This window comes from Pseudophaeobacter sp. (assembly GCF_039971195.1).
In the GTDB taxonomy this organism is placed as follows: domain Bacteria; phylum Pseudomonadota; class Alphaproteobacteria; order Rhodobacterales; family Rhodobacteraceae; genus Pseudophaeobacter.
Map to the genome: position 1 here is coordinate 47,744 of NZ_JBDWPJ010000034.1, position 23,808 is coordinate 71,551.

Sequence of the window (23,808 nt, forward strand, 5' to 3'; positions counted from 1 at the left end):
ACCCACAGGTTCGACGCTGACCTCATCACGATAGGAGGTCGCTTTGCCGTGACGCGAGCCGCGTCGTGTTAACGAAACCGCCAAAACTGCGGTTTAATGTTAACAGTATTACAATCCCCGTCACATCCTCTTAAAATCTGGCAGGATTTGCTTCACTGAAGCAAAGGGGCTGATCAACACCGGCCCCCAATAGTACGCAGGATGTGGCAGGAGGAGGGTTGCATGCAGGCAGGGAGGTCCGAGCCGCTCATCGCCATTGTGGACGATGACGCAGATGTACGTGACACGCTTTCTGCCTTGATGCGCGAAAGCGGTTTTGACGCGATCTGCTGTGCAGATATAGCTGCTTTCCTGGCGCTTGGAGATCCGCCTCAGGTGGATCTGGCGCTGATCGATCTGCGCCTGCGCGGTGAAAGCGGGCTGACGCTGGCCATCCACATACGGGAACGCTACGAAATCCCCATTGTCATGCTCACCGGTGTAGGGGATGAAATCGACAAGATCATCGGTCTGGAGACCGGGGCCGATGACTACATGATCAAGCCTTTCAACCCCCGTGAACTAGTAGCCCGGATACGCGCGGTGCTGCGCCGCTATGGCCATGGCACCGCCAAACCCAGCGCCTCCCCCGGCAAAGAAATCCACTTTGGCCCCATGCGCATTGATGTACCGTCGCGCCGATTGCTGGATGCGGTCGGCGAAGAGATCCCGCTGACCAATGCCGAATACCGGTTGTTGGAATACTTTGCCCGCAATCCTAACCGGGTCATCCCGCGCCCAGAACTGCTGGAAGAGCTGGGCTCGGATATGCAGCGCTATGTGGACCGGACCATTGATGTGCTGATTTTGCGCCTGCGTCGCAAGATCGAAGCCACCCCGTCCAAACCAGTGCACCTGCAGACCCGCAGGGCGCAGGGCTATATCTTCCACCTGGCACCAAACTGAAGCCCATGATCCCTGCCCTCCGCCACCTCAGCGTTCGATTTCGCCTCACTGCCGCCCTCGCCGTGCTCTTTTGCCTGATGTTGCTGGTCAGCCTCATCGGATTGCGGGTATTGAACCGGACGGAGTTCTGGATGAACACCCTGCATCAAGACACCCTGGCAGAGGTCTCTGACGCGCTGAACCTGTCCCGCCTCTCAGCCGATCTCGCCACCTCGGCCCCGTTTCTATATGCGCTGTTTCCCCCCTTTCAGCTGGAACAGGAATCTCAGGACGTGCTGGAGACCCTCCGAAAGATAGAATCCCAGGCCCAAGGAGAGCCCGCCCTGGATCTGCCACTGGCCAGGCTGCGGCTGGCGATTGACGATCTGACCACGGCCCTCGTACCACAGACCGCCCGCAAGGCCGATCTCGTGGCAATTGATCGTGGTCTTGAGCGGTTGAACCAACGGGCCCGGCGGCAGGCAGGCGATACCTCTCGCCCGCTGGCGGAGCGCGAGATCTGGACTGGGCTGCAACAGCTGACCGCCAGCGCCATAGGTGCCGTGCGGGCCAATGCGCTGATTGAACTGGGGGAATTCTCGCGTCGATATGCCCAGGCCAGAGCGGCCCTTCAGCCGAAACTCTTGCCTCCGCTACGCGCCACCTTTGACGAGATCGACAGGGTACTAAGCCGCAGCGAAGGCCTGTTTGTGCTCAAACACAAGGAAATTGCCGCCCAGCTGGATGCGGAAAACGCCCTGTATCGCATCCGGCAAGAGGCCAGCCGGATCACCCGTTTTGCCGAAGACAAAGTGGCCCAAGCCGAGGCTCGGCTGTCGCAGGCGAGGGCCGAGACATCAAACAATCTCAGCATCGCCAAAAACTGGTTTCTGGCCCTCACCCTGATGAGCCTCTTGGTGGCGATCAGCTCTTCGCAGTATGTCTCGCGCTATGTGGCCGGCAATCTGCAACGCATCGCTGAAGCCATGCGCCGATTGGCGGCCGGCAACCATCGCGCTGATCTGCCCAAGGGGCCAAAATCCACGGATGAAATTGGCCAGCTGTTCGCCGCCTTTGCGGTGTTTCGTGAAAACGCCCGCAAACTGGACCGGCGCACCAGCCAGATCCGACACCAGAACGCGCTCTTTTCACGGGTGTTTCGCAATATCACCGATGGAGTGGCGATCACTTCTGCCCAGGGTGAGATCGAGGCCGAAAACGACAATCTACGCCAGCTGCTCCGGCTTCCCCCCGCTCCAAAGGGACACCAGGTCCCAATCCCGATGCTGATGGCGCAGTCCACTTTCTCCCCCCGGGCCAGCGCCGACGAGCCGGGCGGTTTTGAAGAGTTTACCGACCCCTCCGGCAATGTGCTGGAGCTGCGCCATTCGCCCTTGCCGGATGGCGGCGCTGTCTGGCTGCTGTCGGAAACCACGGAACGCAAAAAGGTCGAAGAGCGATTGGAAGAAATCCGCAGGGTGGAGACCCTGGGCAAGGTTTCCGGTGAAATCGCCCATGATTTTGGCAATATCCTCTCCAGTATATCTGGCAATCTTCACCTGCTCGAAAGCGCTGAACCTGCGCAGTCACAACATTTTCGCGCCCGCATCCGCTCTGCGGTTGACTTGGGTGTTTCCCTGACAGAACGGCTCTTGGCCTTTGCGCGCAAACAGCATCTGGAACCGCAGGTTACTGATATCGGCCAATTGATCGACGGAATGGTCGACCTGCTGGAAATCGCCCTGCCCGGGGAGGTCACCCTCCAGTATCAAGCACCAGAGCAGCCGGTTCTGGCGCGGGTGGATCCCGGACAGCTGGAAAGCGCGGTGCTCAACCTCTGTGTCAATGCCGGGCAGTCGATTGAGGGCGCTGGTACTGTGACCCTGACGGTACGAGATGATCATGGCGCGCGACTTACCATTCAAGACAGCGGCGCGGGCATGAGTCCGGAAGTTTTGCGCCGCGCCACCGAGCCCTTCTTCACCAATCGCGCTGATGGCAGTGGCACCGGACTTGGGCTCTCCATGGTAGATGGGTTTGTTCATCAGTCCGGTGGCCAGTTGTTGCTCAACTCGCGGGTGGTACCGCCAAACCAAGGGACAGCCGTGACTTTGCAGTTTCCTGCCCTCAGAACAGAGCATGACGGTGCCGCGCTCGTCTCTAGCCCCGGATCCGCACTGGTGGTGGATGACGATCCAGCCTCCCTCGCCTCTGCCTCGAAAGCTCTCGAACAGCTGGGATATGCGGTGACACAGGCAACAAGCTTCCATCAGGGGCTGGACCAGCTTGAAAACCTGTCCAGGCCGGATCTCATCCTAAGCGATCTCAATCTGGACAGCGGTGCCTCTGGCTGGGAGTTGTTGATACACGGCCATGACCTGCACCCAGCCTGTCAGCTGGCGCTGATGTCCACGCGGGAAAACCCAATCGTGCCCAGCGAGTTAAGCGCGATATCTAACCTCAGCATCCTCACCAAACCCTTAGGTGAGGATGAGGTGAAACAGCTCCTCCTCACCGCAAATCAAAATGGTAAGCCTTAGCAGGGGTCAGGCCTGGGCGCAGTCTTTCAGCGCATCCTTCAGCACCGACAAAACCACTTCTTTGGGAACATCTGCGGTGACAAACGCCTCCCCGATACCGCGCGCCAGAATGAACTTCAGCTGCCCATCCACCACTTTTTTATCCTGCCCCATCAGCCCCAAAAGCGCGTCAGCATTCGGGAGCGCGCCCTCAATATCACAGAGGTCGGTCTTCATGCCCATCTCTTTGAGATGCGCCCGCACCCGGCTTGGGTCTTCCTGACTGCATAGCCCTAGCCGGGACGACAGCTCAAAAGCCAGCGCGCAGCCAATGGCGACACCCTCGCCGTGCAGCAGCCGGTCAGAATAGCCCGTGGCCGCTTCCAAGGCGTGGCAAAAGGTATGACCCAGGTTGAGCAGTGCCCGGTCGCCTTGTTCGGTCTCATCGCGTTCGACGATATCCGCCTTCATCTGCACTGAATGCGCTACGGCCTCAACCCGTGCAGCCATATCGCCTTCTGCCAATTTTGGCCCCATCTCTTCGAGCCAGGCAAAGAACGCCGCGTCCCCCAACAGCCCATATTTGACCACTTCGCCATAACCTGCGAGAAAATCCCGCGCTGTGAGGGTGCCAAGAATTTCAGAATCCGCCAACACCAGGGTGGGCTGGTGAAAGGCGCCGATCAGGTTCTTGCCCTGAGGCGCATTGATGCCGGTCTTACCCCCAACCGAGCTATCCACCTGCGCCAACAGGGAGGTGGGGATTTGAATGAACCGCACGCCCCGTCGCAGGACCGAGGCAGCAAACCCGGCCAGATCGCCAATCACACCGCCGCCAAAAGCGACAACCACATCGTTGCGCTCGACCTTTTGCTCCAGGAGCCATTCCACCGCGCGGCTGAACTGCGGCCAAGCCTTGGTGGATTCCCCGGCGGGCAGGGCCAGCGAGACCATTTCGATCCCAGCTTTGGCCAACCCACTGCGCAGGCTCTCCAGATGTAACGCTGCAACGTTTTCGTCCGTCAGCACCGCAACGCGTGGCCGGTTTAGGAAGGGTGCGATCCGCGCGCCCACCTCCTGCAACAGCCCTGGCCCAATCACCACATCATATTCGCGCCCCTCCAGGGGGACATGCACGATACGTTCCATCTTCAGCTCTCCAACACATCGGGGCGAGACTTCAAGGCATCCAGCACCCGGTCAACCATTTCCTCAATCGAGGCCTGCCCATCCGAGATCACCGCCAGATCCGCCTTGGCATAGAGCGGCACCCGCGCCGCGTAGAGCTCTGACAGGGTGGCGCGGGGGTCTGCTGTTTTCAGCAAGGGGCGCGTGTCGCGATGGCGCACCCGGTTCCACAGCACCTCAAGATCTGCCTGTAGCCAGATCGAGGCGCCGTTGCGGGTAATGGTCTCGCGATTCTCTGCCGCCAGAAAGGCACCGCCGCCGGTCGATAGCACGCCACACTCTTCGGTCAGCAGCCGGGAAATCACCTGACGTTCTTTAAGGCGAAAGAAGGCCTCACCGTCACGGGCAAAAATCTCAGGGATCGTCATATTGGCAGCAGATTCGATCTCGTGATCGCTGTCCAGAAAAGGCACATCCAATCGCGCAGCCAGGGCACGGCCCACGGCGGTCTTGCCTGCCCCCATCATGCCCACCATTACAATGGTTTTTTTCAGCCGTCCTGGCCCCGGAGGTGTGGCATCCACCTCGGTCATTTGCTCTTTTTCGCTCATTCTTCAGTGAATGACGTGATATTGCAAAAAAGGCCATATATAAGTTGTTCAAAATACAAAGAAGCAGGCAATAGGTGTGCAATGGGGCGACTGATCAAATACCTTCTCATTTTTGCGGTTCTAGCAGCGCTGGGGCTGGTGGCCTATGCCTACCTAGGCCCCTGGTTTGGAGCGGATTTTAGCGTTCCGTTGCAGGAACAACGCATACCGGTTGTGCTAGATGCAGATTAAACAGCGCCAAAATCCAGCATTAAGGGTCTTTACTTTTGCGTTTTATATCAGCACCTTAAGCGCGACAATCGCTCTGGCCCAGGCACCTCTCACGGTGATCGATTGGCTTGGGCAGCCTGACGATACCGCGCCTTTGCCCAGCACGGTCCTGCTGGAGCCGCCCGTCACCGGCAGTGCCAGCCAGCCGCAAGTTACCGTGACACCACTGCAGGCGCTTTTGCCCCCCATTGGGCTGGTTGCCCCTTCAGCGACAGGCCTGCCGGTCGATCTGTGGCGCGGCAGTGACCCCGGCACGATTGCCGATCTTATTCTCTCGGTCTCGGTGCAGGGCAATCCGGCAATGCAGTCGCTTTTGTTCACGCTATTGCTGTCAGAAAGCCGCCCGCTCAAAGCCGAAGGCGATGCGGTTTTGCTGGCGCGGCTGGATCGCCTGATTACCCTGGGCGCGACGGACCCGGCGCAGGCCCTGGTAGAGCAGGCTAGCCCCACCGCTACGCCGGCGCGGTTTCGACGCTGGTTTTTCACCGCTCTGCTGAGCGGCGACGAAGATCGTGTTTGCGCTGCCCTGGTGGCCGCGCCCTATCTGGCGCCTGACTACCGCGCCCGCATTTTCTGCGCCGCGCGACGTGGCGATTGGCCCACGGCCGCCCTGATGTTGGAATCCGCCCATGCGTTGGAGCTTTTGCCTCAGGATCAGTTGAACCTGTTGGATCGTTTTCTGAACCCGGACATCTTTGAGCTCGCTCCGCCCCTGCCCTTGCCGGACAGGCCTGACCCGCTGACCTTCCGTCTTTATGAGGCCATTGGCGAACGTCTGCCCACAGCCCCCCTGCCGCGGGCTTTTTCTGCTGCCGACCTGCGCGATATTGCTGGGTGGAAAGCCCAGCTTGAGGCTTCCGAACGCCTGACCCGCGCCGGGGCGCTTAACCCCAATCAGCTGTTGGGGCTCTACACGGATCGCAGCCCTGCTGCCTCTGGCGGTGTTTGGGACCGGGTGTCAGCGCTGCAGAATTTTGAGGCCGCGCTTAACAGCGGCAATAGCGATGCGGTTGCCAATGCACTGCCCGCCGTCTGGCAAGCGATGCAGCAGGCCGGCCTAGAAGTGGGCTTTGCCGATCTGTTCTCCACCCAGCTAGCGCGGTTCAGTTTCACCGGTGAAGCCGCTGAACTGGCCTGGCGTATTCGCCTCCTGGCCCCAACCTATGAGATCGCCTCTCATAGCCTGCCCAGTGACACCCCAGAAAATACATTCCTTGCAGCTCTGGCCCAGGGCACACCGGGCAATCCGGGCAGCAATATCTCTTTGAATTCCGATGACGCAGCCACGACTGTCCAATCCGAAAGAGAGACCAGCGCAACCCCTTCGGCCCGCAGCCAGCAGCGCGGTCCCTCCCCTTTGGCCGGATCAATCCTCAAGGGGTTTGAGGAAGAGGCAGAGGTGCCACCAAAAATCCGGGCTCTGCTGGACAATGGTCAGTTGGGCGAGGCTATTTTGCGCACCATGGACCTGTTTGCCCGCGGGGCGCAGGGCAACCTTGGCGACCTGAGCAAGGCGCTTGCGGCTCTGCGGGCGGTTGGGCTGGAAGACACCGCGCGCCGCGCCACCCTGCAGTTGATGCTACTGGGGCGGGGCTGAATGTCGGCTCCGCGGGATGATCTCCAGTGGATCTCCACCTTTCTGGAGGCCCAGGCAGCGGAGGCCGGGGCCGCGCGCAACACGCTGTTAGCCTATGGGAGGGACCTGAAGGATGCCGCCGCCTGGCTGTCGCATCGCCAAGGGGATTTTGCGAAGGCCAGTCGCGGCGATGTCGAGGCCTATCTGATCAATTGCGACGCCGAGGGACTATCACAAGCAACGCGGGCGCGGCGTCTTTCAGCACTGCGTCAACTCTATCAATTTGCCTTTGAAGAAGGCTGGCGCAACGACAACCCGGCGATCCAGATCAAAGGACCGGGCCGGGCCAAGAAACTACCCAAGACCTTAGAGGTGATCGAGGTCGATCGCCTTTTGGAAGCCGCCCGCCAGACAGGACGCAAACCAGAAGACCGCCTGCGCAACACCTGCCTGATGGAGCTACTCTATGCCACCGGCATGCGGGTGAGCGAGCTGGTCTCACTGCCGGTGACGGCGGCGCGGGGCGATCCCAATATGCTCCTGGTGCTTGGCAAGGGCGGCAAAGAGCGCATGGTGCCGCTCTCTCCGCCAGCGCGGGAGGCGCTGCGGGTCTGGCTACAGATCTGGGACGAAGCCGAGGCCGCGCGTCAGGCCAAGGGCAAGCCCAGTACAAAATTCCTGTTTCCGTCTCGCGGCAAAGACGGCCATCTGACCCGGCACTGGTTCTATTTGCTGATCAAAGAGCTGGCGGTGACCGGCGGGGTGGATCCGCAAAAAGTGACGCCGCATACCCTGCGCCATGCCTTTGCCACCCATCTGCTGGCCAATGGCGCTGATCTGCGTGCCATTCAGGCCCTGCTGGGCCATGCTGATATTGCCACCACCGAAATCTACACCCATGTTCTGGACGCCCGGCTGAGCGAGCTGGTGCTGGAGCACCACCCCCTCGCGCGTTCGACGATCAAGGACCGCCAAGACGAGCAGTAGCCAGCCCCCTGCCCGGCGTTTTGCAGACTGGCCCCGCAACGAGGCTTGTCTGGCAGGCCACTGCAGCCCATAACAAACAGCAACACAAACTGAATTTGGACCCACCATGGACACCGCCCAAACCGTTTTGGACAGCGCATTCTGGATCTCAGCCGGGGCAATCCTGCTTCTTTTGGTGCTCTCTGCCTTCTTCTCCGGCTCAGAGACCGCCCTGACGGCGGCCTCGCGCGGTAAGCTGCGCACCCAGGCCGACAAGGGATCGCGCGGGGCACAGCGGGCGCTGGATGTCACCGAAGACAGCGAACGGCTGATCGGCTCGGTCCTTTTGGGCAACAACCTGGTCAATATTCTGGCTACCTCTTTGGCAACGGCGCTGCTGACCCGCGCATTTGGCGAGAGCGGTGTTGCCTTTGCCACCCTGGTGATGACCCTTCTGGTGCTGATCTTTGCTGAGGTCCTGCCCAAGACCTATGCGATCTCCAATGCCGAAAAAGCCGCTTCGGCTGTGGCGCCAGTGATTGGGCTTTTGGTGACTGTTCTGGCCCCCATCGTGGCGGCGGTCCGGTTTCTGGTGCGCGGCATTTTACGGCTCTTTGGGGTTAAGATCGACCCGGACAGCCATATCATGGCAATGCGAGAAGAAATCGCCGGGGCGCTACATCTGGGCCATTCCGAAGGCGTGGTGGAAAAGGAAGACCGCGACCGGATTCTGGGCGCGCTGGACCTGTCGGATCGTTTTGTCGAAGAGATCATGCTGCACCGTTCACATATCCAGATGATTGATGCGGATGCAGAACCGGCGGATATTCTGGAACAATGCCTGACCTCGCCCCATACTCGCCTGCCGGTTTTCAAAACTGAGCCAGAAAACATCATCGGCATTGTCCATGCCAAGGACCTGCTGCGCGAGATGTACGCCCAGATCGGTGGCCCCGAAGGCGACGCCAGCGCGCTGGCCAAGTTTGAGATCACCACAGTGGCCAAGCCTCCCTATTTTGTGCCGGAGACCACCACCCTGGACGATCAAATGCGGCAATTCCTGCGGATGCGCAGCCATTTTGCCCTGGTGGTGGATGAATACGGCGCCCTGCAGGGGCTGATCACGCTCGAAGACATCCTGGAAGAAATCGTGGGTGAAATCACCGATGAATTTGATCCGGCGGAGCAATCGCTGGTGAAGATGGAGGCCGATGGCAATTACATCGTCGAAGGCGCCACCACCATTCGCGACTTGAACCGTGCCACCGACTGGAACCTGCCCGATGAAGAGGCCAATACTATCGCCGGGCTGGTCATCCACGAGGCGCAGATGATCCCCACCATAGGCCAGGTGTTTTCGTTCCACGGCTTTCGCTTTGAGGTCACCGCCCGCGAGGGCAACCGGATCACCGCTTTCAAAGTTCGTCCCCTGACATGAGCCGCGCTGCGCAATGGTTTGACCAGATTGTTCTGGACCTGCTGCGGCAATTGCGCTGGAGCTTTCTGCCGCCGCTGCTGATCTATTTTGCCTATGGGGTGCAGGGTCTTACTTCGGTGGCCAGCACCTTTTTTGTCAAAGAATACCTCGACCTGGAGGCCGCCTTTCTGGCCGGTTTGGCCTTTTGGGTTGGACTGCCCTGGGCCTTGAAGATGCCACTGGGACATCTGGTCGATCTGATCTGGCGGTGGAAATACCTGCTGATCCTGCTTGGCGCCGTGCTGATGGCCGCGAGCTATGGCATCATCGCCGGACTACTGATTTCCCCCGAGGCGATGCTTCGGATCATGCCCGCCAATGCCTGGTATGTGACCTCGGCCCTTTTGGCGCCCTGTGGCTTTGTGCTGCAGGATATTGTCGCCGATGCCATGTCGGTGGAGGCGATCCCGCATCAAAGGCCGGATGGCAGCAGTTTCTCCGCTGACGAGTCTCGCGTCATGCACACCACCATGCAGACCCTGGGCCGGATCACCCTGATTGGCGGTTTCAGTGCGGCTGCCGCGATGAATGTCTGGCTGTTTGATGGTGCTGATGCACTGCCGCAGACTGAGAAAGGCGCGCTTTATGCGCAGATCTATCTGCTGGCCCTTATGGTGCCCTTGCTTTCGCTCACCGGCATCGCCGTCGCCCTGTTGCAGCGAACGCAAATGGGGGCACGGCTGCGCAAACTGGGGCTGAGCGGCGCAGAAATCCAAAGCCGCCTGACCCTGCCCCGCGATCCGGTCACGGTGAACTGGTGGTACTTCATCGGCGGCGGCGCCTTTGTGGCGCTCTCTCTTGGGGTTGGTCTCAGCGACGTTCCCCAGTCGCAGGAGCTGGTCTTTGCCGGCTCAATGTTGATCGTCCTCTTACTGATGCGCCAGTTGATCAAATCGCTGGCTCCCGCGCAGGCCCGCGCCCTGATCGGCACTGCCATCATCATCTTTGCCTATCGCGCCACGCCGCTGAATGGCGCAGCCGCCTCTTGGTTCGAAATTGACGTGCTTGGGTTTGATCCGCAATTTCTTTCAGTGCTCTCCCTGATCTCGTCCTTGCTGACCCTGTCTGGCATGGTGCTGCTACGACCGCTGATTGCCAATAACACCATCGCCTGGATCATCACCTTTCTCGCCCTCACCGAAGCGGTTCTGAGCCTGCCCAACATCGGCCTCTACTACGGTATGCATGAATGGACCGCCGCAATGACCGGCGGGGTGGTGGATGCGCGTTTTATCGCGCTGGTGGATACAGCAGTGGAATCGCCGCTGGGACAGATCGCCATGATCCCAATGCTGGCCTGGATTGCCCGCAACGCCCCCAGCAACCTCAAAGCCACCTTCTTTGCCGTTATGGCCTCCTTCACCAATCTGGCGCTCTCCGCCTCAAGTCTGGGTACCAAATACCTCAACCAGATCTTTCTGGTCACACGCGAGGTCAAGGACAGCTCTGGCGAGGTACTTACCCAAGCGGATTACAGCAGCCTTGGGATGTTGTTGATCACCGTTGCGCTGTTAAAACTGGCGATCCCGCTCGTCACGGTCCTTCTGGTGCAAATGAGCCCTCTGCACAGCTCAGACTAATCACAAACGGGCTGCCTTGCCGGCCAGACAGCTCCCGCCGGCAAGGCAATTGCCGGGCAGCGACCAGCCGTGTCGCTTTTTGACTGGACTACTGTTCACTTCTGTCCAGAATAAAGAAAAGCCTCATTCAGGGAGAAGCCTCATGAAGACCACTACACGTGTGGCCGTGATCGGCGGCGGTGTCGTCGGCTGTTCGGTTCTGTACCATCTGACCAAACTGGGCTGGTCTGACGTCATGCTGTTGGAACGCTCCGAGCTCACCTCCGGCTCCACCTGGCACGCGGCTGGTGGGTTTCATACGCTCAATGGCGATACCAATATGGCCGCCCTGCAGGGCTATACGATCAAGCTCTACCGCGAGCTGGAAGAGATCACCGGCATGTCCTGCGGGCTGCACCATGTCGGCGGAATCACCCTGGCAGACAATCAGGAACGCTTTGACATGATGAAGGCAGAGCGTGCCAAGCACCGTTTCATGGGGCTGGAGACCGAAATCGTCAGCCCCGAGGAAATTGCCAAGATCGCCCCGGTGACCAATATCAACGGCATCGTGGGCGGGCTTTATGATCCTCTGGACGGACACCTTGATCCCTCTGGCACCACCCATGCCTATGCCAAGGCGGCCCGCATGGGTGGCGCCACAATCGAGACCCACACCAAAGTTATCGAGACCAACCAGCGCCCCGATGGTTCCTGGGATGTGGTCACCAACAAAGGCACCCTTCACGCTGAACATATCGTCAATGCCGGCGGGCTTTGGGCACGCGAAGTCGGCGCCATGGCTGGTGTCTACTTCCCGCTGCACCCGATGGAACACCAATATATCGTCACCGACGAGGTGCCAATGATTGCCGAGATCATCGACGGCGGTGGTGAGCACCCCCATGTGATGGATCCCGCAGGCGAGAGCTATCTGCGCCAGGAAGGCCGGGGGCTGTGCATTGGGTTCTACGAACAGCCCTGCAAACCCTGGGCGGTGGATGGCACCCCCTGGAGTTTTGGCCATGAACTCCTGGGCGACGACTTTGACAAGATCGAAGCATCTATTGATTTTGCCTACAAACGCTTCCCCGCGCTCGAAGCCGCCGGGGTGAAATCCGTAATCCATGGTCCTTTCACCTTTGCCCCCGATGGCAACCCGCTGGTCGGCCCGGTGCCTGGCATGCGCAACTACTGGTCCGCCTGTGGGGTCATGGCCGGCTTTAGCCAGGGCGGCGGTGTCGGCCTGATGCTGGCACAATGGATGATCGAGGGCGAACCCGAACGCGACACCATGGCACTGGACTGCGCCCGCTACGGAGATTGGATTACCCCTGGCTACACCCTGCCCAAAGTGATTGAAAACTACCAGAAGCGCTTCTCCATCGCCTACCCCAACGAAGAGCTGCCCGCTGCGCGCCCCTTCCGCACCACTCCGATGTACGACATCTTTGACAAAATGGGCGCAGTCTGGGGGCAGCAGTACGGCTTGGAAGTCCCCAATTACTTTGCCAAAGCAGATGAGCCCCGCTATGAGACCCCCTCTTTCCGCCGTTCCAACGCCTTTAAGGCCACCGCCCGCGAGGTGAGGACCGTTCGCGAAGCGGTTGGTATCAATGAGGTTCACAACTTTGGCAAGTATCAGGTCAGCGGCCCCGACGCCCGCGCCTGGCTCGATCGGATCATGGCAGGCCGGGTGCCCCAGCCAGGTCGCATCAGCCTCACGCCGATGCTTTCGCCCAAGGGACGGTTGATCGGCGATTTCACCATCTCCTGCCTCAGCGAGGAAGACTTTCAGCTCACCGCTTCTTACGGGGCGCAGGCCTACCACATGCGCTGGTTCCTGCAGCATCAGCAGGGCAAGGTGGACATCAAAAACATTTCCGACACCCGCAATGGCTTCCAGATTGCCGGGCCTAAGGCGCGCGAAGTGCTGCAGGCCTGCACCCGGCAGGATCTGTCAGATATGCGTTTCATGGATCTGCGGCAGATGACAGTCGGCATGACAGACTGTCTGGTGCAACGGGTGAGCTACACCGGCGATCTCGGCTACGAGATCTACTGCGATCTTCCCAGTCAGCGCAGCCTCTGGGACTGCCTGTGGCAAGCAGGCCAGGCCCATGGCATGAAACCCTTTGGCATGCGGGCGATGATGTCGCTGCGGCTGGACAAATTCTTTGGCTCCTGGCTGCGCGAATACTCCCCCGATTACACCGCAGCTGAAACCGGGTTGGACCGTTTTATCTCCTTCAAGAAAACTACCAGTTTCATCGGCCGTGCCGAGGCCGAGGCCGAGCGCGAGACAGGCCCCTCCCGCAGGCTCTGCGCCTTTGAGGTCGAGGCCACAGACGCCGATGTCATCGCCTATGAACCGATTTCGATCAACCGTGAGGTCGTTGGTTTTTGCACCTCGGGGGGCTATTCGCACCATGCGCAAAAATCCATCGCGCTGGGCTTTGTGCCCAGCTCTCAGGTCCGGCCTGGCCTGGAGGTTGAGATCGAAATCCTAGGCGAAATGCACCGGGCAAAACTGATCACAGAGCCGCTCTTTGACGCCGATGGCGCCCGCATGCGCGGCTAAGCCAGCCAATTTTCACAAGATTTCCGCCCCCTAAACGGCCGGGGGCGAGTATCTTGCCGCTTTTTCGCTGGCCCTCCCCCCTCATCTTTCCCAAAATATTCCCGCCGGAGGCATCCGACCTGGCAGCTTGACACCACGGGAGTATTTCATGAGCACAATCGCAATTCTTCTCCTCGCAGCCGGATCCTCCTCGCGGATGGGAGATCGGGACAAGCTGATGGAGGAAGTAGATGGGGAGAAGCTGCTCACACTGATCTGTCGGCGCGCTGCTCTGACCGGGCTGCCTTGCCTTGTGACCGTGCCTTCTCTGTCTCATCCACGGGTTTCAGCCACCGGCACCGCCCGCTTGATTGAGGTGCCAGATGCAGCCGAAGGCATGGCCGCCTCCATTCGCACAGGCGTGGCAGCCCTGCCCGCGGACACTGATGCGGTGATGATCCTGCCCTGCGACATGCCAGAGCTGGAAGCCCAGGATCTGTCGCATCTGGCGGCACATTTTCACGACGCTGACAGCCCGGTTCTGCGGGCAACCTCAGAAAATGGCACCCCTGGTCACCCGGTACTGTTTCCACGGCGCTGCTTTGCGGCGTTACGGCAGATCACCGGCGACCAAGGCGCGCGGGCAGTGCTGAAATCCCAAGACGTACAATTGATCGCCCTGCCCAGCCAGCGCGCGGTCACCGATCTCGACACGCCCGAGGCCTGGGCTCAATGGCGTGCAACCCGCGCAGTCTGAAATCGGATTCAAACTCCTGTTTCAAAACAACAACGGGCAGACCCCTGCGGCTCTGCCCGTTGTTTTTGATCTGCGTTTTTTGCTGACTCAGTGCACCAGCAGGCGGGCCTCATGGCGTTTCAGCGAACGGCGGGCAGAGCTGTAGGCTTCACGGCCTTCTTCCGATTTCAGCTCGGGGAAGATCTCATAGACCTCGTTGCGCTGGGCATTGTCCAGGCCACGCAGGGTCTGATCACCAGGCTGGAAGCTCTCGGTCCAGGCGCCATCTGACAGCACAACCTCGTGCTGGTCGAACATGAAGTGGATATAGGTGACCGTACTGGTCTTTACCGCGTCCACACCGGCAAGGCCGGTCAGATGTTTGGCCGCAACCAGAACTTCGCGGTCTTCAAAATAGAGCGCAGTCTTGTCATTGGCCACCAGCACCCGGTGATTGGGGCTAACCATCATGTCACGCTCTGGCAGACCATTGCCCAGGGCGCCTTCGCGGATCAGGATCGGCTGAAGATGCTCGGCCTTTTTCAGATCCGCAGTTTCGAGGCTGCGCTTGCCCAACCAGCGAATGGCCTGAATGCCGTTGTCGCGGGTGATGATGCGATCGCCAGCCACAAGATCTTCAACCCGGCGTTCGCCTTCAGGCGTTGCGATCAGCGTTCCCGGTGTGAAACAGGGCACAATGACGTTTTCAATCTCATAGAAATTGGCCGTGCCAGTCACTGCGCCGCCAGCATCCAGGAAGGTGACAGTACCGTTTTCGGGGTTGGTGGGGTCATATTCCACCTCGAGGGTGCCACCGGGGTTTTGCGCCTCGGCCACGCCACGCAGGTCCAGCACGTCAATGTCGCTGTCATCGGCATCTTCGCCACCAAACACGGTATCGCTTTGGCTGATGCCAGTGATGGTATCAGATCCGGTGCCGCCCAGAACGGAATCGGTGCCATTGCCAGCGCCGAGATCAATCTCATCCAGACCAGCACCGCCGCTCAGCACGTCGTCGCCCTGCCCACCAAGGATGGTGTCATCGCCTTCGCCACCGGTCACAGTGTCGTTGTCGATGCCAGCATCGATCATATCGTTGCCAGTGCCACCCGAGATCAGGTCATTGTCGTCCTGACCATAGATCACATCATCGCCAGCACCGCCGTCGATGGTATCCATGCCATTGGTGGGATCGGGATCAACCGGACGGCCATCCGAGCCATCATCGGTGATGTTCAACCCATCGGGGAAGGCCGGATCCAACCCGCCATAGATGGTATCGCTGCCTTCACCACCGAGCAGAACGTCAGAGCCTTCGCCACCGGTGATCAGGTCATCCTCGGTGCCGCCATCGATGGTATCGTCATCGATGCCACCATCTATGGTATCCATGCCCGCGCCACCTGCGATCAGGTCGTTGTCGTCGCCGGTCGAGATCAGGTCATTGCCGGCGCCACCATCGACGGTGTCGCGATCATTGAAGGGATCAGGATCCGCAGGCACAAAAGGAATGTTTGGTGTGGTGCCGGTATAGCCGTCAAAACCACGATCTGGCAGCGGAATTGGATCACCAGAAGAGGTGTCGATGACGTCATCACCGTCACCACCGACAACACTGTCGGACCCGTCCCCGCCTTCGATGGTGTCATCGCCGTCACCACCATCCAGGGTGTCATCGCCATCGCCACCGATCAACGAGTCTTCGCCATCGTTGCCAACCAGGACGTCATCGCCATCGCCACCATCCAGGGTATCATTCCCCGGCACGATAGTGGTCGGAGTTCCCAGCGCGTCAAAATAGACATCGCTGACAACAACGCTGCTGTTGATGGCGCCATCCTGCGTATGGGTGATCACAATCGAGGACACCGGGCCAGGGATTGTCACCAGCATTGAGGTGTCAGGATTGTCATCGCTGGTAAAGGTATCGTCATCCTTTGCCGAGGCTGTATCATAGCCAGCAATCGCGTCAGTGTCTTCCATGGTCAAGCCAGGGCCACCGGCCAGGTTCACCACAACCGGGTTCCCATCGGCATCAAAGGCGGTGATCATCACGGCGCTATCAGCGTCGATATCGCTGACACGGAACGATACATCCCCAACGGGATCAGAGAAATCGAGCTGATAGTCAGCGGTGCTGCCATCCGAGCTCACATCCGCATTCAGCCCGCTTTGCGGATCTGCCGCACTACCGCCGGTGTTGATATTGCCCACAAACTGGGACACGTCCGTGAATTCTGTGCCGGTATCGCCAGAGCTGCTGGAGACCGAGAAATCAACAGTGACGGATCCGGTATCCTGCGAAAACCCGCCCGAGAGATCATCGCCCGGATCTACAGGATCACCGCCATCCGGATCAGGGGCAAGATCCCACTGGAACACTTCGCGCGTACCACCATCACTGAGGCCAGGAACATCAGTGTCCCCCTGCAGCACGTCATTGCCTTCGCCGCCGACCAAGCTGTCGGAGCCGCTGCCACCATGCACGGTATCGTCACCTTCGCCTGCCTGAACGGTATCATCCCCGGCACCGGCATTGACCAGATCATCATCCGGGCCGTCTGCGGGGTTGATGGCGTCATCGTTATCGATGCGGTCGCCTTCGGGATCACCAAGATAGGCCGTGTCGATCAGATCATCGCCTGCGGTGCCTTCCACAATACCGTCCAAGCCACCACCGTTGATCTGAACAACATTGTCGTCCAGCACAGCCACATAATCGATACCACCGTCAAAAGAATTGCCGCCGTCACCATCAGCACCAATGACAAAACTATCTTCGCCATCCGCAGCAACATCTAGCGACATGCCCACAACATCGTCACCAGTTGTATAGGTTGTTCCCTGGGTGGTGTTTTCCACCACCAGCGAGACGCCACCTGGGCTCCAGCCATAGGTAACGGTCACCACATCGCCAGAAACAAAAAAGCCCGGCGCGGTTTCAAAGGCGACCGAATTGCCACCATCCGCATGGCTTAACTGTACTGTGCCGTCCTCGGTCACCCGGATAACAAAGTTCTCACCATCCGCGTCATCCTCAGAGGACAGGCCGCGGCTAACAACCGTCTGATCGCCTACGCCCGGATAGGCATTGGCCTTAAAGGAAGTGATTACCGTGCCGGTCGTAAGGTCAAAAGGATCATCATTGTCGCCCGCCACGTTGAACTGGCTGCCATCGCCGTTGCCCAGCATCCAGCCACCGGCGAAGCTCGCGCCGCCAGCCGCAGTACCATCCTGCGCGATGCCATCGCCAAGACCACTGTCATCGCTGGTGTAGCCGTCACGAAAGTCCCACAGCCCAATCAGATTGGCCGAATACGGATTGTCAAAATTGTCAGCCATCTCGTTCTCCTTGTCGGCCTGCAGCCGCTTGAAACTCGCCCCATGGATCGAAGCGCACAGTCCGAAAAAACCAACCGCCCCCAGGAACGGTCAAAAATCTCTTGCCTGAATATGGGAGAGTGCTTTCAGCTCTTGTTCACCAAACGGCCAATACTGGCTGCGCAAAAGCGCAGGCCACGATAGCGGTCGAACAGGTGGTCTGTCGGGACCAGAAGGACGGTTCATACGTGAAGGCAGTTCACGTGGTGCAAAAGGCAGCTTTGCGCCAAAACCGTCCTCTGAAACAGACCAGAGAAAAAGTTACCCCCCAAATGGGCAAGTTAATGAATAGCTGATAGAGGTAGCTCAACAAAGAGGAAAAACTTTCAGAAGTTTTAATAAAAACTGGATTCGCCCCCTGAGAGGCCCCCTGTTGGCGCCGTGTTTCATAGGCAAATCCGCCCTATTGTTCTCCGCTTTTCCGCAATAGCGCAGCACTACTCAGACCTTTGCCAAAGTGGAAACAAAACCCCGTGTTTTCGCGCTTTGCTGTTTCCAACTGGGCAACAGCCTGAACTAGGCACCTTTTGCCATGCGCCCCCCGGTCACCAACCGTTTTGCGCGAGCCCTGCCTCAAAACCAAGATCAATCACCGCAAATCGGTGGAACTGTTTCCGAACTGTAAAAGATGCGACAGAGAATCGTGTCTTCGCGGCCCGTCGAAACCCAGCAATGAGGCGCAGAAGTGGCAAGACCGGGACACAGGGCTGGACATAGAACGAGATGCGGGCCGGGACACGGGTCAAATCTTCGGCCAGAGCACCGACTGATAAACTGTGATCAGGATATCAGGAACAAGACGCAGCAAAGGGGCTGCGTAAACAGTATTGCAAAGTGGGGTATGGCGGAGAGACAGGGATTCGAACCCTGGAGACGGTCTCCCGCCTACACACTTTCCAGGCGTGCGCCTTCGACCACTCGGCCACCTCTCCGTTAGGCGGACTTTTGACCGATCAGAAAAGGAATTGCAAGGCCCGTTCTGACAAAAAATCCACCTTTTTCAAAACCTTTTTCACGCCTCCAGATGAAGATAGATGCGCCGGTTCTGCTTTCCCTTTTTCTCCATCTTGCCGATGCGGATTCTACCGATCTCGGCTGTGCTCCTGACATGGGTGCCACCACAGGGCTGCAGGTCTACCTGCTCTTGCTCGGTGCCAATGCGCACTAGGCGCACCCGGCCTGTCCCTCGCGGCGGTGAGACCGACATGGTCTTGACCAGCTGTGGGTTGGCCTCCAGCCCGGCATCGGTAATCCAGCTTTCAGACACCTCAAGATCGCGGTCGATCAAGCACTGCAATTGATCCTGCAAAGCCTGCTTATCTGCTGGCATCTCGGGCATATTGAAATCGAGCCGCCCTTTGGCAGCGGTAATTGCGCCTCCGGAGACTTCAAAAGGCACCACCACGGACAACAGATGCAGGGCTGTGTGCACGCGCATATGGCCAAGGCGGCGATCCCAGTCCAGGCTCTGCGTCACTTCAGTCCCAACAGGGGGCAATACACTGCCCTCTGCTGGCACCAGGACTGACCCCCCTTCTGCGCTTTTGATGGTATTGTCGATCTGGCACCTGCCGCCAGACCAGCTGAGTTCCCCAGCGTCCCCCGGTTGACCACCTCCAGTCGGGTAGAAAAGCTCCGCATCCAAAAGGAGCCCACCTTCGTCAGTCTGGGCGACCACCCGTCCTGTTGCGCTTTGTTGATAGGCATCTCTGCCATAAAGCCTGTCACCTATCGCCATCAGCGTCTCCATCTGCGTCTCCTGCCTCCAGATCGCTCAGGTCTGGCTGTACCGGTTCCGACGAAGGGACCGGTTTGACCTCCGGCTGCGCCTCCGCCTTTTGGGAGCTTCCCGCCAGGGCCTCTGGGTTGCGGATCCACAGGTCACGCTGAGCAAATGGGATCTCGATATCCTCGGCTGCAAAACGCGCTGCAATTTCGTAGTTGAGATCCGACTTCACCGACAAAACCCAGTTCACATCCCGCAGGATGGCGCGAATTTCAAAATCGAGACTATCAGCTCCAAATCCCTGAAAGATGACGCTGGGCGGCGGTTTCATCACCACCATCGGGTGGGCCCTGGCGATTTCGCCCAGGATTTCTTCAATGCGGCGTGGATCTGTACCATAGGCCACGCCCACCGGCACAATCACCCGACCAACCGTATTGCCACGGGTGTAATTGGTCACGGTTCCGGTGATCAGATCGGAGTTCGGCACAATGACATCGCTGCGATCAAAGGTCTCAATCCGGGTCGAACGTACGGAAATGTCGCGCACATAGCCCATCAACCCGCCAACTTCGATCCAATCCCCTTTGGAAATCGGGCGCTCCACCAGCAGAATGATGCCAGAGACAAAATTGGAGACAATGGTCTGCAAACCAAAGCCGATGCCAACCGACAGGGCCCCCGCAACAATCGCCAGAGACGACAGATCCAGCCCAGCCATCGAGATCGCCACCAAGGCAGCCAGAAACACCCCGATATAGCCAGTACCAGAGACAATGGCATTCTGCCCGCCAGGATCGATCTTTGTTTTCGGCAAAAGTGACGTGCGCAGGCTGCCTTGAACCAGACGGGTAATGGCATAGCCGATGGCAAAAATGACCACAAAGCTGAGGAAGGCGACCGGTGAAATGGTCGCGTCGCCGATTTGGAAGCCTTCGAGGAAGGTTGACCACAGCTCTGTCAGATCTGCGACCCTTGCGCCCCAGATCAGGGCCAAAAGAGGCACCGCCAGCAGGCAGAGGACAAACCCCATCCCAGCAAAGACCAGCGTGTCCTGAACTGCCGCGCCCTTCCCCGAGAGCCAGCCATAGAGATCGCCAACAAAGCGCTGCACGATGACCAGAGCTGCCAAAAGCGCGATCGTCAGAATGGCCGGGTAGATCAGCGCTTCGGCCGCATTGACGTAGCCAACTGCGGCAAGAACCGGCGCGGCCAACCCCAGCAAATGTGCGCCCCGCCGCACCAGAGCAACCACGCGGGAAGTTCCCCCAGAGCTGCGGCGATCAAAATCGTGCTCCTCTTCCGGGTCACTCTGAACAACCACAGCTTTGCCAATCAGGTTCAACCGATAGAGCACCAGGGCAGCCAACAAGATCAAAGGAAAGGAAAGAACTGCGCGGGTTTCAGAAGTGGGGTTTTCCAGCAGGTAAAACTGATTGAGCACATCCTGCAGCACCAGAATGACCGCCAAGAGATCCACGATCATGCGGGATTCGTTTCTGCGCGCCTGCGAAATCGCCACCAAAGCGCCATCGCGGCGGGCTACAAACAGGCGCTCGCCGAGCCAGTGAAACGACAGCAGCGTAAAGGCCCATTGCGGCACATGGTTCAGCAACAGGGTACCACGCACACCCAAAATACCGCTCAGCTCCAATGCGGCGGTGAACAACAGGATGCCCAGAAGCGGCAAAATCACCTGCAACAGGGAAACCACAAAGGTCCAGACTCCCGTCCCCCGTGCTCCAAGTCCGCGCAGATAACGCCCCATGGTCTGGGCCCAGGGACGCCCCCTCAGAAGCAGAAGGCTGCCAATCAGAACCAGCGCAACGATGCCGGGCAGACCATTCGAGATCCGCTCGATAGTGGTATCATTTCCGATCTGGGACTTGGTTTCATGCCACAGGGTCAGGCCGGCGCGGGACAGGGCCACCAGAGCATCCGGCCAGAGCTCCGGGTTCAAAGGTGACGGCCCCCTTTGCAGCAGATACTTGGTCCGCCGTTCACGAATGATGGTGTCGATTTCTCCAATCAGCCCATCCGCGCGGCTAAAGGCTTCTTCGGCCACAATGCGTGGCACCCGCAGCTTGTTAAGCTGCAACGTCAGATGCGCCCGCAGCGAAGCAATATCCTCGGCCTCGACCTGCCCCTCTGCCGGAGCAGATCCTAAAGCGGCCAACTGCCCCTCGAGGGTCAAAATACGCTGGGAGTTTTCCGATTTGACGATCTGAAATTTCTGCCGAAACGCGGTCAGATCCTTGCGCACCAGTTCAAAGGCAGCGGTAGAAGCACGGCCAGCATCAATAGCCTGTTCCGCCCTCAGGGCTGTCTTTTCCCATTCTTGCAAATAGGTTGTTTGCTGGTCACTGGACTGCGCCAAGGCTGCCCCGGCCCAAAGCCCCACAATCAGGACAAGCGCCAGCAGATACCTTGCAGACGATATCGCAGCCCGGCTCAAAAACGCCAGAGGCCGCAACGCTGCGACCTCAGAACGATATCTCATCAACTGCGGACTGCTGCAGGTCATACGTCTTCAAAAACGCCGGGGATGGAGGCCGGTGCATGGGTCATCCAATCAGGAACCGGCAGATCCTTTTCGCGCAGGAAGTCCGGGTTGAACAGCTTGGACTGGTAGCGGGTGCCGTAGTCACAAAGCACCGTCACAATGGTCTTGCCCGGCCCCATGTCTTTGGCCATGCGCACAGCACCAGCGATATTGATCCCAGAAGAGCCGCCCAGAACCAGACCTTCATCGTGCAGCAGATCAAAAATGTAAGGCAGCGCCTCACTGTCCGGGATCTGGTAGTTGAAGTCCGGCTTGAAGCCTTCGAGGTTCTTGGTGATCCGGACCTGGCCAATGCCCTCGGCAATCGAAGAGCCCTCCATGGCGATCTCGCCAGTGGTATAGTAAGCGTAGAGCCCGGCCCCCATTGGATCCGCCAAGGCAACCTTTACCCCTTTGGGCTGCAGCGCTTCGGCAACGCCTGCCAAAGTTCCGCCAGAGCCAACCGCGCAGGTAAAGCCATCTACCTTGCCACCCGTCTGTTCCCAGATCTCGGGGCCGGTGGTTTCCACATGGGACTGTTTGTTTGCGACATTGTCGAACTGATTAGCCCAAATCGCGCCATTCGGTTCGGTTTTGGCAAGTTCCCTTGCCAACCGCTCGGAATATCGCACAAAATTGTTCGGATTTCGATAGGGTGCCGCAGGTACCTGCACCAATTGCGCGCCCGCCAGACGCAGCATATCCTTCTTTTCCTCGGACTGGGTTTCCGGGATAACGATGACAGTTTTGAAACCCATCGAAGCCCCGACCAGCGCGAGGCCAATGCCGGTATTGCCAGCCGTGCCTTCGACAATGGTGCCGCCGGGCTTCAGGTCGCCACGGGCGATGGCGTCCTTGATGATGTAAAGCGCGGCCCGGTCCTTGACCGATTGACCGGGATTCATGAACTCCGCCTTGCCCAGAATTTCACATCCGGTCTCGTCGCTGACGCGGTTAAGACGGATCAGCGGAGTGTGGCCAATGGCGTCGGCCAGATCGCGTGCAATGCGCATGGTATCCCTTTCGATCATTCCCCCAAGATGTAACCAAGCGGACTGACCTCTACAAGATGAGAAGCTGTGTTAGCTGGCCTCTGCCCGCAGCCGATCACGATGGCGTGAGAGCCACAGCGCCGCCGTGACCAGCGGCAAATCCTGATAGATCCCGTCATCCACCCCCTGCATCAGGGCGTCAAAGCCCAGGATTTCGCTTCGCAGATCTTCGTTTTCCCCGGCCACGCCGCCGCCGCCATTGATATCGGAAAGATCCGTAATCCCTATGAATATATAGATAAACTCCCCTGAGGAACCACTGGACGGATAGGCGGCAGAGACTTCTTCCAGTTTGGAGACAGTTACGCCAGCCTCTTCCATCGCCTCGCGCCGGGCAGCCTGCTCGGCTGTTTCGCCTGGGTCGATCAACCCTGCCACCGGCTCCCACATCCAGGGGCGTTTTTCGCCAGCAATAAAGGTTGCCGCGCGAAACTGCTCCACCAAAAGCACCTGATCGCGGATCGGATCATAGGGCAGCACCACCGAAGCCCGCCCCACCAGCGCCACGCCGCGATTCACCATCGGGCTCATGCTGCCATCGTAGCGGCGAAACTGCAGGTCCATTTCCTCCATGGCAAAGAAGTTCACAAAGGCGCGCTTGTGCCTGGCGACAAGGACATCGCGAGACAGATCATGCGCCGGATCTTCCGAGCGCGCCTGCGCCTCCAGCCAGGACCCTGCCCGCCGCCGGATCGAAGGGAAGCACTGGCGCATCTCTTCCGCTGTTACACGTCCCTGATAGGCCATCACTTCCTCTGCGGCCCGCAGGGTCAGCGCACCC

At 59.1% G+C, this 23,808-nt stretch carries 16 protein-coding genes and 1 tRNA gene; 9 read left to right on the top strand and 8 right to left on the bottom strand.

Features of this window, described 5'->3' with window-relative positions:
• Positions 1-222 precede the first annotated feature (222 nt).
• Positions 223-945, top strand: a complete 723-nt coding sequence (locus ABJP42_RS02680; protein ID WP_348338350.1) for a response regulator transcription factor — start codon at positions 223-225, stop codon at positions 943-945.
• 5 nt (positions 946-950) lie between these two features.
• Positions 951-3,464, top strand: a complete 2,514-nt coding sequence (locus ABJP42_RS02685; RefSeq protein ID WP_348338351.1) for an ATP-binding protein — start codon at positions 951-953, stop codon at positions 3,462-3,464.
• A 6-nt stretch (positions 3,465-3,470) separates the two neighbouring features.
• Here ABJP42_RS02685 and aroB read toward each other — a convergent pair whose 3' ends face one another.
• Positions 3,471-4,592, bottom strand: a complete 1,122-nt coding sequence (aroB, locus tag ABJP42_RS02690) for a 3-dehydroquinate synthase (RefSeq protein ID WP_348338352.1) — start codon at positions 4,590-4,592, stop codon at positions 3,471-3,473.
• A 2-nt stretch (positions 4,593-4,594) separates the two neighbouring features.
• The gene (locus ABJP42_RS02695) at positions 4,595-5,182 is read right to left on the bottom strand and encodes a shikimate kinase (protein WP_348338353.1); all 588 of its coding nucleotides are present in this window, start codon (positions 5,180-5,182) and stop codon (positions 4,595-4,597) included.
• 81 nt (positions 5,183-5,263) lie between these two features.
• Here ABJP42_RS02695 and ABJP42_RS02700 point away from each other — a divergent pair, with 81 nt between their 5' ends.
• The 7 genes from ABJP42_RS02700 (at position 5,264) to ABJP42_RS02730 (ending at position 14,347) form a co-directional block, all read left to right on the top strand.
• Positions 5,264-5,413 carry a hypothetical protein gene (locus ABJP42_RS02700; RefSeq protein WP_348338354.1) on the top strand — a complete coding sequence of 50 codons (150 nt, stop codon included), beginning with the start codon at positions 5,264-5,266 and terminating at the stop codon, positions 5,411-5,413.
• Positions 5,414-5,507: 94 nt separating this feature from the next.
• On the top strand, positions 5,508-7,049 hold the full coding sequence (locus tag ABJP42_RS02705) for a hypothetical protein (protein WP_348338355.1): 1,542 nt from the start codon (positions 5,508-5,510) through the stop codon (positions 7,047-7,049).
• Entirely contained in the window at positions 7,050-8,015 is a 966-nt protein-coding gene (locus tag ABJP42_RS02710; protein ID WP_348338356.1) for a tyrosine recombinase, read from the top strand. It begins immediately after the preceding gene.
• A gap of 106 nt (positions 8,016-8,121) precedes the next feature.
• Positions 8,122-9,432, top strand: a complete 1,311-nt coding sequence (locus ABJP42_RS02715; RefSeq protein WP_348338357.1) for an HlyC/CorC family transporter — start codon at positions 8,122-8,124, stop codon at positions 9,430-9,432.
• Positions 9,429-11,051, top strand: coding sequence for an MFS transporter (locus tag ABJP42_RS02720; protein ID WP_348338358.1), 1,623 nt, complete (start codon positions 9,429-9,431; stop codon positions 11,049-11,051). Before ABJP42_RS02715 ends, ABJP42_RS02720 begins: the two co-directional genes overlap by 4 nt.
• Positions 11,052-11,193: 142 nt before the next feature.
• Complete coding sequence (locus ABJP42_RS02725; RefSeq protein WP_348338359.1) at positions 11,194-13,611, top strand: GcvT family protein; 2,418 nt, start codon at positions 11,194-11,196, stop codon at positions 13,609-13,611.
• Positions 13,612-13,759: 148 nt separating this feature from the next.
• Entirely contained in the window at positions 13,760-14,347 is a 588-nt protein-coding gene (locus tag ABJP42_RS02730; protein ID WP_348338360.1) for a nucleotidyltransferase family protein, read from the top strand.
• Positions 14,348-14,434: 87 nt separating this feature from the next.
• On the opposite strand, the gene ABJP42_RS02735 is transcribed toward ABJP42_RS02730, so the two are convergent.
• The 6 genes from ABJP42_RS02735 to ABJP42_RS02760 form a co-directional block, all read right to left on the bottom strand.
• A complete protein-coding gene (locus tag ABJP42_RS02735; RefSeq protein WP_348338361.1) occupies positions 14,435-17,668 on the bottom strand; it encodes a Hint domain-containing protein in 3,234 nt (1,077 codons plus the stop codon).
• A gap of 881 nt (positions 17,669-18,549) precedes the next feature.
• A tRNA-Ser gene (locus tag ABJP42_RS02740) sits at positions 18,550-18,639 on the bottom strand.
• Positions 18,640-18,719: 80 nt separating this feature from the next.
• A complete protein-coding gene (locus ABJP42_RS02745; protein WP_348338362.1) occupies positions 18,720-19,457 on the bottom strand; it encodes an alanyl-tRNA editing protein in 738 nt (245 codons plus the stop codon).
• Positions 19,432-21,933: a DUF3772 domain-containing protein gene (locus ABJP42_RS02750; RefSeq protein WP_348338363.1), complete on the bottom strand. Its 2,502-nt coding sequence runs from the start codon at positions 21,931-21,933 to the stop codon at positions 19,432-19,434. The genes ABJP42_RS02745 and ABJP42_RS02750 overlap by 26 nt, the downstream gene beginning before the upstream one ends.
• A 20-nt stretch (positions 21,934-21,953) precedes the next feature.
• A complete protein-coding gene (locus tag ABJP42_RS02755) occupies positions 21,954-22,988 on the bottom strand; it encodes a cysteine synthase A (protein WP_348338364.1) in 1,035 nt (344 codons plus the stop codon).
• A 69-nt stretch (positions 22,989-23,057) separates the two neighbouring features.
• Positions 23,058-23,808 (bottom strand): NUDIX domain-containing protein (locus tag ABJP42_RS02760; protein ID WP_348338365.1); only part of this gene is annotated, 751 nt, incomplete at its 5' end.

Excerpts from the sequence above, each read along its gene's own strand:
- ABJP42_RS02680 (WP_348338350.1), top strand. The coding sequence starts at position 223 with ATGCAGGCAGGGAGGTCCGAGCCGCTCATCGCCATTGTGGACGATGAC.
- aroB (WP_348338352.1), bottom strand. The coding sequence starts at position 4,592 with ATGGAACGTATCGTGCATGTCCCCCTGGAGGGGCGCGAATATGATGTG.
- ABJP42_RS02750 (WP_348338363.1), bottom strand. The coding sequence starts at position 21,933 with ATGAGATATCGTTCTGAGGTCGCAGCGTTGCGGCCTCTGGCGTTTTTG.
- ABJP42_RS02695 (WP_348338353.1), bottom strand. The coding sequence starts at position 5,182 with ATGAGCGAAAAAGAGCAAATGACCGAGGTGGATGCCACACCTCCGGGG.
- ABJP42_RS02730 (WP_348338360.1), top strand. The coding sequence starts at position 13,760 with ATGAGCACAATCGCAATTCTTCTCCTCGCAGCCGGATCCTCCTCGCGG.
- ABJP42_RS02715 (WP_348338357.1), top strand. The coding sequence starts at position 8,122 with ATGGACACCGCCCAAACCGTTTTGGACAGCGCATTCTGGATCTCAGCC.
- ABJP42_RS02745 (WP_348338362.1), bottom strand. The coding sequence starts at position 19,457 with ATGGAGACGCTGATGGCGATAGGTGACAGGCTTTATGGCAGAGATGCC.
- ABJP42_RS02720 (WP_348338358.1), top strand. The coding sequence starts at position 9,429 with ATGAGCCGCGCTGCGCAATGGTTTGACCAGATTGTTCTGGACCTGCTG.
- ABJP42_RS02755 (WP_348338364.1), bottom strand. The coding sequence starts at position 22,988 with ATGCGCATTGCACGCGATCTGGCCGACGCCATTGGCCACACTCCGCTG.
- ABJP42_RS02735 (WP_348338361.1), bottom strand. The coding sequence starts at position 17,668 with ATGGCTGACAATTTTGACAATCCGTATTCGGCCAATCTGATTGGGCTG.
- ABJP42_RS02700 (WP_348338354.1), top strand. The coding sequence starts at position 5,264 with ATGGGGCGACTGATCAAATACCTTCTCATTTTTGCGGTTCTAGCAGCG.
- ABJP42_RS02725 (WP_348338359.1), top strand. The coding sequence starts at position 11,194 with ATGAAGACCACTACACGTGTGGCCGTGATCGGCGGCGGTGTCGTCGGC.
- ABJP42_RS02685 (WP_348338351.1), top strand. The coding sequence starts at position 951 with ATGATCCCTGCCCTCCGCCACCTCAGCGTTCGATTTCGCCTCACTGCC.
- ABJP42_RS02710 (WP_348338356.1), top strand. The coding sequence starts at position 7,050 with ATGTCGGCTCCGCGGGATGATCTCCAGTGGATCTCCACCTTTCTGGAG.